This is a genomic window from Bradyrhizobium sp. USDA 4503, assembly GCF_054055815.1.
The window spans coordinates 1,393,314-1,407,627 of record NZ_JBSRXS010000001.1; the positions used below are offsets into that span (position 1 = coordinate 1,393,314).

Below are 14,314 nucleotides of genomic sequence, written 5' to 3' on the forward strand. Positions count from 1 at the left end.
AGTGGCTCACGACCACGCAATCCGTAGATTGGCCGGCCGGCTCCTCAATGCACCCCATCAGGCGACGGCCTTCGCGCCGATCCCGTACAGAAGCAAGTGCCCGGCGAGTGGATGACGCGAAAAGGGATTGACTAACCAAGGCCCGTTACAGAAGCCCGGATGGAGCGAAGCGCAATCCGGGGCGGTCTCTCCCATGGTGAAAATCCCGGATTACGCTTCGCTCCATCCGGGCTACGATTTGCAGGCAATCAATTCACCCGCGTCCAAGTCTGGCCGCCGCAGAACATGCCGCCGAACGCACAGCCCTGGACGCGCAGCGTGTCCGGGCTCTTCATCGCGATGGTGGAATCGTAGGTGCTGCCGCTGTTCGGATCGAAGATGCGGCCGCTCCACTTGTCCTTGCCCGGCTTCATGTTGATCAGCACCTGTTCGCCGTTGGCGTTCGATTTCTTGTCGACGGCGTAGCCGCAGAGATTGGCGCCACATTGCTCGATGCGGATTTTGCCTTCCTTTTCTTCGGTGAGCCAGACGCCGAGCGGCGAGTTCGCTGCTTGCACGGGATTGGCGAGGGGCTTGGGCACCGGAGCGCTCGGCGAGGCGGCGCCGACCGTTGGAGCGGTGGTGGGCTTTGCAGCCGGCGCAGTTTGCTGGACGGCTGGCGCCGCGGGCGGCGGCGGTGTGGTCGCGGCTGTAGCTGAAGGCGGCGTGGCCGCAACGCCCGTGCTGGGCGGCTCTGCCGTTGCGGCAGGCGCCGGCGGGACGGCGGCCTGATCGACGGCAGGCGGAGCAGCCGCTGCTGGCGCGCTGGGCGGCGCGGCCTGGGAATTCGTCTTAGTGTCCGACTTGGCGTCCGTGTTGGCTTCCTTCGGAGCCTTGCGCTTCTGCTCGGTGTCCTCGCTTTTGGCGCGTTTGGTGCGGCGGGGAGTATTGTCGTAGACGCCGGGGATCGAAACCGTGCCGCGATCGGGATCGATGCGAATAGTGCGGCCGCCGTAATCGAATGTGTACTGCGCCTGCGCTGCGGCCGTGCTTGCCAGCACGAGCGTGGCGATCGCCAGAAGCTTTCTCATCTCGACCTCCGGTGCAGGGAGCCTCGCTCGCAAGGCTATCCGGTGACCACCCCGTTGAACGTGTCCCAGATCACGGTCAGAACATGAGTCGTATCCTCGCGGTCTAGGTTCAAATCGCTGGATTACGGTCTGGTTTCAGGCCGTGCCCTTCAAATTATGCGCGCGGCGCGGGCTATTCGAACCACGCGGCGTAGATCCTCGCGTAGCTGCCATCTTCGCGCGCGATGTGAAGCCATTGGTCGACGAACGCCTTCAAGGCGACGTCGCGCTGCATCCAGTAGGGCTTTTCCGCGAAGTCGAACGGCTTGTCGGGATGCACGGCGCACAGCACGCCGGGATGCAGCTTCTGCTGATAGCGCGTCTCGGACGCATCGGTCATCATCAGGTCGGCGTCGCCCTTGGCGATCTCGTCGAAGATCTTGGTGTTGTCGTTGAAGACGCGGATCTCGGCGGTTTTCACGTGGGCGCGCGCGAAGCGCTCGTTGGTGCCGCCGGGATTGACGATGACTCGGGTGCCGGGTTTGTCGATCTCGGCGATCGTCTCAAACTTGCCCTTGTCGGCGCAGCGCGCGATCGGCGTCTTGCCTTCGCGCATGATCGGCGTCGAGAACAGACCCTTCTTCTGCCGATCGAAGGTGATGGTGACGCCGCCCATCGCGATGTCGAAATCGTCGGCCTCGAAATCCTTGGTCATCTGCGGCCACGATGTCGGCACGAACTCGACCTTGACGCCGAGCGCCTTGCCGAGCGACTGCGCCATGTCGACATCGAAGCCGCGGAAGGCCTTGGTCTCCTTGTCGAGATAGGTGAAGGGCAAATAGTCGCCGGTCATGCCGACGCGCAGGATGCCGCGCTTGACGATCTCATCGAGCCGGGACGGCGCCTGCTGCGCGTGCGCGGCGGACAGGAGCAAAGCGAGAGCGAGGCCGGCCAGCGCGCGAAACATCGAGGTCTTCTCCATCCGCATTTGATTGCGATGCCCGAAGGGCACGTATCGCGTCTCAGGCCTCGTTGCTGTCCTTGCTCGCCTGAACGACGCTTGCAGTGCGGCTGAGCATCTCGTGCTTGAAATGCTCGAAGCGCCGCCGCGCTTGGGCCTCGCGATCGTCGACGAATTTGATCGCGGCGTCCCGCTCCATCGGGCCGTTGACGAGCGGGGTCGATGCCTCGCCGACGGTCTCGTCGACATAATATTGGGCGCCGTCCTGGCGCACCGTCCAGCGGAAGCGCAGCGCGGCCATTGGTCCTGGGCCGGACTTGGAATAGCCATTGGCCTCGATCGGTTGGGGCGGCGGCTGGATCGACTCCGGCTCCGCTTCCGGCTGGCTCGGCTCCGGTTCGGTTGGCTCCGGTTCACTTGCTTCAGCTTTACTTGCCTCGGGCTGTTCGACCGGTTCGGACGCCTCGACCGGCGGCGGCTCGCCCGCCGACGACTCGGCGGGCGCGGCCTCGACGGACACGGTCGTGATGGACACGGTCTCGACTGATACGACTTCGACTGACGACGGAAGGGGCGGCGGCATCGCGATGGAGACCGGAGGCTCCTTGGCGGGCTCGGCTTCCTTATCCGCCGTCTTGTCGGACGATTTGGCCTTCTCGGGAGGTGTCGTCGTCTGATCGAGGATGCTCGCGATTGCGGCGAGCGCATTGTCGGTCGGGTCACTCACGGTTCGGTCTCCCAGGCTCGGCGTTGGCGGAATCGCGCCGACGCCATTCCTATCTACCTGATCTGACTGGCCTTTGTCAGCCCGGGCGCTTCGGTGGGGCCTACGCGCAAACCGGCGGACGCCGGTCCTTCCAGGGGCGGACCTGTTCGAGCTGGCCGGCCAGGCGGAACAGCAGCCCTTCCTCGCCGAGCTTGGCCGCGAACATCATGCCGAGCGGCAGACCGGCCTTGTTCCAGGCCAGCGGCACCGACATCGCCGGCTGTCCGGACATGTTGAACATCGAGGTGCCCGGCATGTAGCGGCGCAGCACCGGCGCGATGTGGCCGAGGTCCTCGGACATCGTGTTCAGCTCGCCGAGGCGGAGCGGCGGCGCGCACAGCGTCGGGCTGAGGAAGATGTCGCAACCTTCGAAGAAGGTCGCAAGCGCGCGCGAGATCTGGAACGCTGCAAGCTGCGCGGCCACGTAGTCGGCCGGGTTCATCTTGGTCGCATTCTGGGCGCTGGCGAGCGTGAGCCGCTCGACATCGTCCGACGTCAGGGTGCGCCCGACGCGCTGCTCGAGCAGACGGATGGTCAGCGCTGTGTTGCCTCCGACGATGGTCGTCATGACTGCGGCGGGATCGGCCGCAAGCGGCGGCGCACGTTCCTCGACGTGATGGCCGAGGCCCGCCAGCAGCTTGGCTATGTCGCGCACCGCCGCAGCGATCTCGGGATCGATCGCATCGCCGTAGGGCGACTTGTCGGTGAAGCTGATGCGCAAATGGCCGGGATCGCGGCCGACTTCCTGCGAGAACGGTCGCTCCGGCGGCGGCGCGACATAGAGGCTCGACGGCTCCGGACCGTGGATCGCATCCATCATCACCGCGCTGTCGCGGACGCTGATGCTCAGCACATGGCCGACGGAGAAGCCGCCCCAGCCTTCGCCGCGATCGGGCCCGCAGGGGTTGCGGGCACGCGTCGGCTTCATGCCGAACACGCCGGAGGCGGAGGCGGGGATCCGGATCGACCCGCCGCCGTCGCTGGCATGCGCGACGGGCAGGATGCGGGCCGCGACCGCAGCCCCAGCGCCGCCGGACGAGCCGCCGGAGGAATGGTCGAGATTCCAGGGATTGCGGGTCGGGCCGAACAGACGGGATTCCGTCGTCGGCATCAGCCCGAATTCCGGGCTCGAGCTCTTGCCGAAGATTGCAAGCCCGGCATCGAGGAAACGCTGGGCCAGGGTGCCGTTGTGATCGGCGACGAAGTCCTTCAGCAGGCTGGCGCCCGACGTGGTGCGGGTGCCTTCGAGCAGATCGAGGTCCTTCAGCAGGAACGGCACGCCGGTGAAGGGACCGTCAGCCAGCCCTCTGGCGATCTGGCGCTCGGCATAGTCGTAATGCTTGACGACGACCGCGTTGATCTTCGGATCGACGGCGGCGGTGCGCGCGATCGCCTCGTCGAGCAGCTCCTTCGGCGTCACGTCCTTGTTGCGGACGAGTTCGGCGAGACCGACCGCATCGTAGTTGCCGAATTCCTTGAAGGCCATGTGGGTACTCCGCATCGCCGGGCCGATCGTTTCGGATCGGCCGCGGCGCAAACGAGGAAGGCTGAAAGCTCAGCCGAGGACGTCCTGGTTGATCACATTCTGGCGCAGCGGATTGCCATCCAGCACGCTCAGGATATTGCGTGCGGTCTGCTCGCTCATGCGATCGACGGCCTCGACCGTGACGCCCGCGACGTGCGGCGCCATGATCACGTTGGGCAAAGCGTGCAGGGGCTGGCCGACCGGCGGCGGCTCGACCTCGAACACGTCGAGGCCGGCACCGGCGAGCTTGCCTGACACCAGCGCGTCGTGCAGCGCCGTCTCGTCGACGATGCCGCCGCGGGCGGTGTTGATGAGATAGGCGGTCGGCTTCATCAACCTGATCCGCGCGGCGTTAAACAGCCCGACGGTTTCGGGATTCTTCGGGCAATGGATCGTGACGAAGTCCGCCCGCGGCAGCGCCGCTTCGAGGTTCGACACGGCCTCGCAGCCGGCAGCCGTGATCTCGCTGGCGGGCTTGTAGGGATCGTAGACCAGCACGTTCATTTCCATGGCGAGGCAGCGCTTGGCGGTGCGGGTGCCGATGCGGCCGAAGCCAACGATCAGGACGGTCTTGCCGTAGAGATCGAACGGCAGCACGCCGAGCCGGCTCGCCCAGGTGCCGTCCTTGACCATCGTGTGCATTTCCTGCGCGCGCTTGGCCAGCGTCAGCATCATGAACACAGCTTGTTCGGCGACCGACGGCGAGTTCGCCGTGCCTGCGACCATCAGCGGCACCTTGCGGCGCGACAGCGCCGGAACGTCGACGGCGTCATAGCCGACACCGATCCGGGTCACCACCATCATGCCCTTGGACGCCTCCAGCTCCGCCTCGCCGAAGCGGGTTGCGCCCAGCGCCACGCCATGGACCGGCGCATGCTGCTCGAGCATGGTCTGAAAGTCCTTGGCGGAGATCAGGTTGGGAAATTCGATGAGTTCTACGTCGTCCCGCTCGTTGAGGAGCACCCGTGCCCCCGGTGACAAAGTCTGGGTGACGAAAATCTTCTTCTTGTTGGTGGCCATTTCCTGCCCTTGAGGTTTCTTGTGCGCCGTCAAAGGACGACGCCGGTCACCTCGTTTAGCAAATGCATATTGTTGAGGTCCACAGCCAATCGGAGCGGGCTGCCATCCTGCGCACCGGCATTGGGATTGACCCGGCCGCAGACCTGGGTGCCCTCCAGCGTGAAATAGACCAGGGTCTCCATCCCCATCGGCTCGGTGACGTCGAGCGTCGCGTCGAACGGCTCGATGCCCGGTTCGGCATGCGGCCGCGCCTCCATGACGTGCTCGGGCCGGATGCCCAGCAACAGCTTGTCGGTGCGGGAGAGAGCCTGGTAGCGGGCGGCGCGTGCCGGCGGCAGCGTGAAAGCGAGGCGATCGGTCAGCCGCACGTTGAGCTTGCCGCCGGTGTCCTCGAGCCGACAGGGCACGAAATTCATCGCGGGCGAGCCGATGAAGCTTGCGACGAACCGGGTCGCCGGCTTGTGGTAGAGCTCGTTGGGCGTGCCGATCTGCTCGATCCTGCCGTGATTCATCACCACGACGCGGTCGGCAAGCGTCATCGCCTCGACCTGGTCGTGGGTGACGTAGACCGTCGTGGTGCGGACCTTCTGGTGCACCTTCTTGATCTCGATCCGCATCTGCACGCGCAGCTTGGCGTCGAGGTTGGACAGCGGCTCGTCAAACAGGAACACCTTCGGATTGCGCACGATCGCCCGCCCCATCGCGACGCGCTGGCGCTGGCCGCCGGAGAGCTGCTTCGGCTTGCGGTCGATCAGGTCGGTGATGTCGAGCATGCGGGCTGCCTCGGTGACCCGGCTCTTGATCTCGGCCTTGGGATAGTGCTTCAGCCGCAGGCCGAACGACATGTTCTCGGCAACGGTCATATGCGGATAGAGCGCATAGTTCTGGAACACCATCGCGATGTCGCGGTCCTTCGGCGGCACGTCGTTGACGACGTCGCCGCCGATCATGATGTCGCCGTCGGAAATGTCCTCGAGGCCGGCGATCATCCGCAGCGTCGTCGACTTGCCGCAGCCGCTCGGCCCGACCAGCACCACGAACTCATGGTCGGCGATATCAAGGTCGATGCCGCGCACCGCCTCGACCTCATCGTAACGCTTCACAACCTTCCGCAAACTGACATCAGCCATAAGTTCAACCCTTTGTCGCACCGGCGGTCAGGCCAGCAATGTAGTAGTCCATCAGGAAGGCATAGATGATCAGCGGCGGCGCGGCGCCGAGCAGGGCGCCGGTCATGATCTGTCCCCAGTTGAAGACGTCACCCTTGATCAGGGTCGTGATGATGCCGACCGGCAGCACCAGCTGATCGGTCGATGTCGTGAACACCAGCGGATAGAGGAACTGAGCCCAGGAGACGGTGAAGGCGAAGATCGTGGCCGCGATCAGGCCGGGCAGCGCGACCGGGATGAAGATCCGGGTCAGCGTCTGGAACCAGCTCGCGCCGTCGATGATCGCCGCCTCGTCGAGCTCCTTCGGGATCGAGGCGAAATAGCCGATCATGATCCAGGTGCAGAACGGTACCGTCAGCGTCGGGTAGATGAACAGCAGTACGTACCAGCGATTGACCAGCTGGATGCCGGTCCAGTCGCCGAACACGGCGAACATCTTGAACAGCGGGATGAACAGCAGGCTGTCCGGAATGAGATAGGTGAGGAACACGCCGGTCGCGAGCGTCGCCGAGCCCCAGAATTTCATCCGCGCCAGCGCAAAGGCCGCCGGCACGCTGATCAGCATCGTGATGGTGACCACGATGATCGAGACCCAGGCCGAGTTCCAGAAGAAGCGCAGGAACTGGTTCGAGGTCAGCAGCTCAATGTAGTTGCTGAATGTCGGATGATAGACCCACCACGGATTGGTCGCGGCCGAGATCTCGGCGCTGCTCTTCAGCGAGGTGATCAGCATGTAGATCGGCGGCGTCAGCGAGAAGATCGCAAACAGCACCAGGAAGAAATAGGACCAGCGTAGCGCCCAGGCGCGGTCGCGGCTCATGCTGCCGTACTTGACCTTGCGGGTCGGTCCGGACTTGTCGATCGTCAGCGAGCTCATCAGGCTTCGTTCCCGCGTTTGGTGATGTCGCGCAGGATGAAGATCGCCGCGACCGCGAGGATCGGCACCATGAACAGCGAAACGCTGGCGCCGAGCGGCACATCACTGCCCTCGATGCCGACGCGGAACGCCCAGGTGGCGAAGATATGGGTATGGTCGAGCGGCCCGCCCGCGGTCAGGATGCGCACGATGTCGAAATTGGCGAAGGTCACGATCAGCGAGAACAGCGTCGTGATCGCGATGATGTTGCGCATCATCGGCAGCGTAACGTACCAGATGCGCTGCCACCAATTGGCGCCGTCGATAGCGGCCGCCTCATAAAGCTGGTCGGGTACCGATTTCAACGCCGCCAGATACATGATCATGAAGAACGGCGCGCCGTACCAGACGTTGACCAGGATCACCGAGAAGCGCGCCCACATCGCATCGCCGGTCCACGGGATCGGCCCGATGCCGAAGAAGGAAAGCGTGTAGTTGAAGGCGCTGTAGGAGGGGTCGAACAGCCAGAGCCACGCCAGCGTGCTCATCGCCGGCGGGATCACCCACGGCACCAGCAGCATGCCTCGCCACTTGCGCTGCTTGTTGGCGGGTACGTTGTGCACGAAATGCGCGACGATGAAGCCGATCAGGGCTTTGAAGATCACCGCCGAGATCGCGAAAATGCAGGATTGCTTGACCACCAGCCAGAAGGTGTCGCGCTTGAACAGGAACTCGAAATTGCCGAACCCGACGAACTTCGTCATCGCCTTGTTCAGCGTTGCGAGGTGCAAGGAGTAGAGGGCCGGGTAGAGCACCAGGATCGCGATCAGGAGGATCAGCGGCAAGGTCATCAGGAACGCGGCCATCGACTTGCGCCGCAGCGCGTTGCGCAGGCCGGCGCGCCTTCGTCCCGTCTGGGCAGCGGCTGCGCGGTTGGATTGGAATGCGACATCAACCATAACGCAGGTCCCTCGCGCGGGTTGGTTGCACAGCTCGCCGGTCCGGCGGCTGGGATGTGAAGACGGGACCTCGCGCGGCCAACATTACGGGTGGTCGCGCGAGACCTCGCTTGTCGTCAGCTTCGCATGAAGCCTTCGCACTCGCCCTCGGCCCAGGCGAGCGTCTTTTCCATGCTTTCACCCTGGTAGTACCGCAGGCACATCTTGGTCAGCGTGGCCTGGAAGTAGATCTGCTGCGCGATCTTGGGCGGCGCGGGCGAGGCCGCAATCGACAGCGTCTGGTGCTTGTAGGGGTTCGGATAGTGGTAGAGCGTCCCCTTTGGCGGCGCTTGCTCCGCCCAGACCTTCAAGGTCGTGAGCTTTTCGTAGGCCGGCAGGTCATAACCACCGCTTGCGACGACCATCTTCTCGATCGATGCGGGTTGCGACAGGTGGGACAGCAGGCTCTTGGCCGCCTCCTTGTTCTTCGAGAACGACCAGATCGACCAGAAGAACGGCAGATAGGGCGCGAAGCGTCCCTTCGGCCCGGCCGGGAACCCGTGCGTCCAGCACTGCTCGGCGACTTGCGGAGCATCGCGCTTGGCGACCGCCCACGCGCTCGGCGGATTCAGGATCATCGCGCCCTTGCCGGCGACCAGCCACTTGTTGTTGGAAGCGTCGTCCCATGCCGACACATCGGGCGGCAGGAAGGCGAGCAGCTTCTTGTAGTAGTCGAGGGCCTGGCGCACCGCGTCGGTCTTGACGGTGAGATTGCCCTTGGCATCGACCAGCTGCGCGCCGAACGACTGGAAGATCGCGCCGGCGGTGTCGACGCTGTCGCTGGTTTCGCCGAGGCCGATACCGAACGGGAATCCGGCCTTGTGGCAGGCTTCAGCCGCCTTGAGGAACGTATCGAGGGTCCAGTTATCGGCTTTCGGCTCGCTTCCGACCGGATACATCTCCTGCACGTCGATGTTGGCGTGTTTCTTCATCAGGTCGATGCGTGAGCAGGGACCCTTGATCTGGCTGCCGACGCTGGCGGGAACGCCGAGCCATTTACCACCGGCCTGGCCGAGATATTTCACCGTGCCGTTGACATCGCCGTTCAGCTTGAGGAGCGGATCCATGATGTCGTTGACCGGCTCTAGCAGCTCGGCGTTAGCCTGCGGCCACCATGTCGGCATCTGGAAAATATCGTGACCGGATTTCGCCTGCGCTTCGGCGGCGATGGTGACGATGTTCTTGTTGCCCTGGCTGGTGATGTAGTCGATTTGGACCTCGACTTTCTCCTTGGCAGCCCATTCATTGACCAGCTCGGTGGACGCACTGTTCGCGCCGGGCACCCAGTGATCCCAGAAGCCCATCGAGAGCTTTCCGGCTGCGTAGGCGCCACGCACGTAGGGGGCTGTAATCAGCGCGGCCGATGACAGCGCTGTCGCTGCGACGAATTCTCGGCGCGAGAGCTTCTTCCGTGACATGGCATTCCCTCCCTGGTAGCCGACGGACAAAAGACTTTTTGAATCCCGTTGTTCTTTTTTGTGCGTCGCGTTTGCGCGACGTCGCGGGATTGCGTTGAAACCGATCAGAACAGAATTGCCGGCATCTGTCGAGAAACGAGATGCTGATGCCAACTAGAACTAACGTTGTGGTCAAATAGCAGGCAGTGCCGTTCGCATCACTGCAGTTGCCGGCGGTTTGCCGTGCGTCTTGCGATCATGCTGCGACGCACGCGGGCGGCGACGCAGACAAGGTCGCAGACGGTGCGCGGTTGAGCCGCAGCTTTCCGATCAAGCCTCAGCGAACTCTGTTCCGCCATGTTGATGCCCCGGCGCGGCCGATAGACTTGCTGAAGCCGGAAACGCTAAAGTCCGGATTTGTCGAACCTACTCCCGCATCAATTCCGCAATCCACCACCGATCACGGAGACCCGATCATGCTCATCCCGGTAGCGAAGCTGCGCGCACAATGGAGATTGTGCGCCGCGGTTGGGGCCGCCACCGTCACGTTGCTCGCAGTGCCTCATATGGTCGATGCGCAGATCGTGCAGGGCGTCGAAAAGGGGGCGCGCGAGGGCAACAAGGCTGCCGGGCCGGTCGGCGGCGTTCTCGGCGGAGCGATCGGCGGCGTTGTCGGAGTGGTGACCGGCGTCACCGGAGTACTGACCGGCAACAATGGCAATAACGCTCCCGGCAGCGGCAAGAACGCACAGGGCGCGGCGGCCGGCGACAAGGGCGCCAAGGCCTCCAAGTCGGCCAAGGCCGCCGCCAAGGACAAGGGTGCGAAGCAAGCGCCGACCGTGCTGACCCAGGCCGGCGCGCCGCAGCTGACGGCCGAACAGATCGTCGCCAACAGCGACGCCAACATCGAACGGATCAAGAAGGAGCTCAACCTGACGCCGGAGCAGGAGAAGAACTGGGCCGGCTTCAACAGTGCGATGCACTATCTCGGCCACAACGGCGCCGACCGCCTCAACCTGCGCATCGCGCGGGCACAGCGCGATCCGCCGGATGACATCATCGAGCAGATGCGCAACGAGGCCCAGTTCCTCAATGACCGGGCGGTCGATCAGCGCGGCGTCGCCGACGCCGCCGAGCCGTTATTTGCCAGCCTCGACGACAAGCAGAAACAAATCTTCATCAACGAAATGGTCCGCCTGAGCCACGAACGCGGGCTCGACTAAGAGGCCTCGCCGGCCAAGTGGGGACGAATAGCCGGGCCACCAAGCCCTGGGGTAGGTTAAAGGCGCAGCACCCGGCTATTCTGCCGCAGCGGCGCGGCCCGGTTAATTCGTCATTCAATGTTGAAGAAAAACGGACCGGATCACGCCCGAGTGATCGCCGAGTCAGGGCCTTGTCGGGAACCATCCACAGCGCCTGAGGCCAGCGCGGATTGAGCCGTCAACGGTCGGGACATCGGCGCGCAAAAGCGGCGATGTCCTTCGGACGGCTACGCCGGCAACCAGCGATCCGGAAAAGCCGGCGCTTAGCTCTTCGGGAAGTTCAGCTCCACGCCGACGCCGTCGGGATCGTAGAGGAATATCTGGGTGTCACCGGTGCGCGGCACGATCTGCTCACGGAAGGTGACGTTCTTCGACTGCAGGCGCTTGCGCACGGCTTCGACGTCGCTGGCGGCAAAGGCGATATGGTCGAGGCGGCCGGTGTCCTCATATTTCTTCGCGGTGCCGCGCACCACGATGCCGTCGCGGGGCTTGCGGGTGCCCATCAGATGGACGGTGGCCTGACCGCCGGAATAGAGCCAGTAGCCGGGGAAATCGAGCGGCGGCCGTTCGCCGTTCTCGAGCCCGAGCACATCGCAATAGAACGCCTTGGTCTTCTCCAGATCCTGCGGCTCGATGGTGTAATGCTGTAGTCCGCCCAATGGCATGGTTCTTCTCCTTGAGAAATCGGGTTAAACGAAGCTGAGGTCGGCATCGGCACCCAGCATCCAGGCGCCGACCGTCTCGAAATGACTGAAGCGGCCCTGCAATTGCTGCGTCACGGTGTGGATGTCGCGGAAGCGCCGCTCCAGCGGATGGCCGTCGAAGATCGCAGTGGCGCCTGCGGTGTTGTAGGCGAAATCGACGGCCTCCCGCGCCTTGTGGATGGCGTGCGTGGCCGCCATTCGGATCGTCATGCGCTGTGCCACCGTGATGCTGTGGCCGGCAACCAGATCCTTCCAGATGTCGGCCATCGACTGCAGCAGGAAGGCGCGGGCGGCGCGCAGATTGACCTCGGCTTGGGCGAGGCCGGACTGCACGACCGCATTGTCCCGCAGCGTCTTCTTCATGCCGCGCGGCACCTTGTTGCGGGCGACGTCGACGAAATTGTCGAGCGCGCTGCGGGCAATGCCGCAGGCGACCCCGGCAAAGCCGATCTGGTAGCAGGTGTGGTTGCTCATCCGGTACAGCGGGCCGTCCTCGCGGCACTCGCGGTCGAATTCGCGGGTGATCGAATGGTCCGCGCGGACGAAGACATCGTCGAGCGCGAACTGGTCGCTGGCGGTACCGCGCAATCCGACCGTGTTCCAGATGTCGGTCCATTCGACGTCTTCGGTCCGCACCAGCATGGTGCGCTCGACCTGCTCGCCATTGGCATCCCGGCGCGGCGAGCCGTCCGCGGCATAGACCGGGCAGTGCGCACCGAGCCAAGTGGCGTGCCGCCCGCCCGAGGCAAACGACCAGACCCCGGTGACGCGGTAGCCGCCCTCGCACTCGATGGCCTTGACCTTCGGGCCGGGGCCCCAGGCCAGCACGGCACGCGGGTCGGCAAACACTTCCTGCGCGACCGGCAGGTCGAGATAGGCCGCCGACATCGCGCAGCCGCCGGCCTGGCTCAGGCACCACGCCGTCGAGGCATCCGCCTTGGCGATGGTCTCGATGGCATGGAAGAAGGTGACCGGGTCGGTTTCGATCCCGTTGGTTGAACGCGGCAGCAGCAGGCGGAATAGCCGCGCCTCATGCAGCCGGTCGAGCAAGTCGGGCGGCAGGCGGCGCGTCGTTTCGATATCGTTGGAGGCGGCCGCCACCGTGTCCCTGATCGCCTCGGCGCGGGCAATCACGTCGCGATCACCGATAAGGTCCGCAGCAGTCACATTCATGTTCGGCCTCCCTCAGGCGCGCCGGATCGTTGCGGAGGCCGCGACGTCGGCCGTCGCATTGAGCTCCTTGTCGATCTGCTCGATCGACTTGCCCCGGGTCTCGAGCCCGAAGAACAAATAGACGGCCCCCGCCATCAGGAACCAGCAGCCGAGATAGACAAAGGCGGTCGGGATCTGGGTCAGTGGCACGTCGGGCTTGAGGTAGTTGTTCGAACCGACGATCAGCGCAAGACCGACCGGCCCGATGATCTTGCCGATGCCGCCGAAGCCATAGGCCGAGCCCATGCCGGTGGTGCGCAGATGCGACGGCCAGACCTCCGCCGCGTAGGGCCCGACGATCGCAAAGCCGCCGTCGGCAAAGAAGAAGGCGGCGGCCAGCAGCAGCCAGAATGCCGACATGCCGAACAAAGTTGCGTCGTAGTGGTAGCCGGCAATGATGGTCAGCGCGCCGGCGCCGAAGCCGAGCAGGCCGCCGGCAACGCGCCGTCCGAGCAGCTCCGAGAACCAGGAGAACGAGATGCGGCCGAGGAAGCCGGTGATGCTGAGCAGGATCATCATCTTGGCAGCTTCCTGCGGCGTCACCTTCAGCAGCAGCACGAACAGTGCGGGCGCCCATAGCGTGATGCCGTAGACGCCGGTTTGCGCGCCGGCATTGCCGAGCCAGGAGACGATCAGGCTGCGCGGATATTTGAACAGATCGAACCAGCTCGTGGTGATGATCGGACCGGCGTCGGCCGCGCTCGGCAGCGGCAGCTCCGAAGGCGGCACCTGCAGCGCCCAGGCCAGCGACTTGCGGGCTTCGTCATAGCGTCCTTGCCGGCACAGCCAGCGCGGCGACTCCGGAACCCAGATCCGGACCAGCAGCACCAGGACCGACGGCAGCACGCCGATCGCAAACAACAGCCGCCACTGATCGGTTCCCATGACGGCTCCGAGCACGGCGCCGAGGCCGACGCCGAGCGGGATCACGCAGGTGACGAGGCCGCCGACCCAGCCGCGCTTGTGCGAGGGCATGAACTCCTGCACCAGCGGCAGGTCGACACAATAAAGACCGCCGACGCCGGTTCCGACGAAGAAGCGCAGGATCGCCAGATAGACCCAGCCATTATCGGGTGTGAAATAGAGCAGGCCGGTCGCGATCGAGAAGTTCAGCACCGTGCCGATGAAGACGATACGTCGACCGACCCGGTCAGCGAGCCAGCCCCAGAGGTAGGCGCCGAGGATGGCGCCGATGCCGGAACTCATCAGCACGGTGGCCGACTGGCCGAAGGTGAGCTTCCACGGTCCGATCAGGAACGCGAGCACGAAGCCGATCAGGAAGTAGTCGAAGAATTCCAGCGCATCGCCGATGATGGCCGCCGCAAGGATCTTGATCTGGTTGCCGGTCAGAGTCGTCCGGCGATCGAGAATCTCGAACATGGCGCGTCTCCCCAT

At 64.5% G+C, this 14,314-nt stretch carries 13 protein-coding genes; 1 reads left to right on the top strand and 12 read right to left on the bottom strand.

Translation table 11 applies throughout. From position 1 onward, the window contains the following. Positions 1-248: 248 nt before the first annotated feature. The 9 genes from ACVMIH_RS06710 to ACVMIH_RS06750 form a co-directional block, all read right to left on the bottom strand. On the bottom strand, positions 249-1,070 hold the full coding sequence (locus tag ACVMIH_RS06710; RefSeq protein ID WP_456861025.1) for a DUF2147 domain-containing protein: 822 nt from the start codon (positions 1,068-1,070) through the stop codon (positions 249-251). A gap of 172 nt (positions 1,071-1,242) precedes the next feature. Continuing rightward, positions 1,243-2,016, bottom strand: coding sequence for a transporter substrate-binding domain-containing protein (locus ACVMIH_RS06715; protein ID WP_456861027.1), 774 nt, complete (start codon positions 2,014-2,016; stop codon positions 1,243-1,245). Positions 2,017-2,071: 55 nt separating this feature from the next. Then, positions 2,072-2,737 carry a hypothetical protein gene (locus ACVMIH_RS06720; protein WP_057018687.1) on the bottom strand — a complete coding sequence of 222 codons (666 nt, stop codon included), beginning with the start codon at positions 2,735-2,737 and terminating at the stop codon, positions 2,072-2,074. A 100-nt stretch (positions 2,738-2,837) separates the two neighbouring features. Next, positions 2,838-4,262 carry an amidase gene (locus ACVMIH_RS06725; protein WP_456861029.1) on the bottom strand — a complete coding sequence of 475 codons (1,425 nt, stop codon included), beginning with the start codon at positions 4,260-4,262 and terminating at the stop codon, positions 2,838-2,840. 69 nt (positions 4,263-4,331) lie between these two features. Continuing rightward, a complete protein-coding gene (locus ACVMIH_RS06730; protein WP_057018686.1) occupies positions 4,332-5,321 on the bottom strand; it encodes a hydroxyacid dehydrogenase in 990 nt (329 codons plus the stop codon). Positions 5,322-5,350: 29 nt separating this feature from the next. Further along, positions 5,351-6,451, bottom strand: coding sequence for an ABC transporter ATP-binding protein (locus ACVMIH_RS06735; protein WP_057018685.1), 1,101 nt, complete (start codon positions 6,449-6,451; stop codon positions 5,351-5,353). A gap of 4 nt (positions 6,452-6,455) precedes the next feature. Next, positions 6,456-7,367: a carbohydrate ABC transporter permease gene (locus ACVMIH_RS06740; RefSeq protein WP_057018684.1), complete on the bottom strand. Its 912-nt coding sequence runs from the start codon at positions 7,365-7,367 to the stop codon at positions 6,456-6,458. Next, positions 7,367-8,305: a carbohydrate ABC transporter permease gene (locus ACVMIH_RS06745; RefSeq protein WP_016847560.1), complete on the bottom strand. Its 939-nt coding sequence runs from the start codon at positions 8,303-8,305 to the stop codon at positions 7,367-7,369. The genes ACVMIH_RS06740 and ACVMIH_RS06745 overlap by 1 nt, the downstream gene beginning before the upstream one ends. Before the next feature lie 116 nt (positions 8,306-8,421). Further along, complete coding sequence (locus tag ACVMIH_RS06750) at positions 8,422-9,762, bottom strand: ABC transporter substrate-binding protein (RefSeq protein WP_057018683.1); 1,341 nt, start codon at positions 9,760-9,762, stop codon at positions 8,422-8,424. Between the two features lie 455 nt (positions 9,763-10,217). On the opposite strand from ACVMIH_RS06750, the gene ACVMIH_RS06755 reads away from it, so the two are divergent. Continuing rightward, positions 10,218-10,964, top strand: a complete 747-nt coding sequence (locus ACVMIH_RS06755; RefSeq protein ID WP_057018682.1) for a Spy/CpxP family protein refolding chaperone — start codon at positions 10,218-10,220, stop codon at positions 10,962-10,964. 302 nt (positions 10,965-11,266) lie between these two features. Here ACVMIH_RS06755 and ACVMIH_RS06760 read toward each other — a convergent pair whose 3' ends face one another. Genes ACVMIH_RS06760 through ACVMIH_RS06770 form a run of 3 tightly spaced genes read right to left on the bottom strand, consistent with a single transcriptional unit; the run spans position 11,267 to position 14,299 of the window. Continuing rightward, positions 11,267-11,668, bottom strand: coding sequence for a VOC family protein (locus ACVMIH_RS06760; protein ID WP_063790124.1), 402 nt, complete (start codon positions 11,666-11,668; stop codon positions 11,267-11,269). 24 nt (positions 11,669-11,692) lie between these two features. Then, positions 11,693-12,880 carry an acyl-CoA dehydrogenase family protein gene (locus ACVMIH_RS06765; RefSeq protein WP_057018680.1) on the bottom strand — a complete coding sequence of 396 codons (1,188 nt, stop codon included), beginning with the start codon at positions 12,878-12,880 and terminating at the stop codon, positions 11,693-11,695. 12 nt (positions 12,881-12,892) lie between these two features. Beyond that, positions 12,893-14,299: an MFS transporter gene (locus tag ACVMIH_RS06770; protein ID WP_057018679.1), complete on the bottom strand. Its 1,407-nt coding sequence runs from the start codon at positions 14,297-14,299 to the stop codon at positions 12,893-12,895. Between the last annotated feature and the right edge of the window lie 15 nt (positions 14,300-14,314).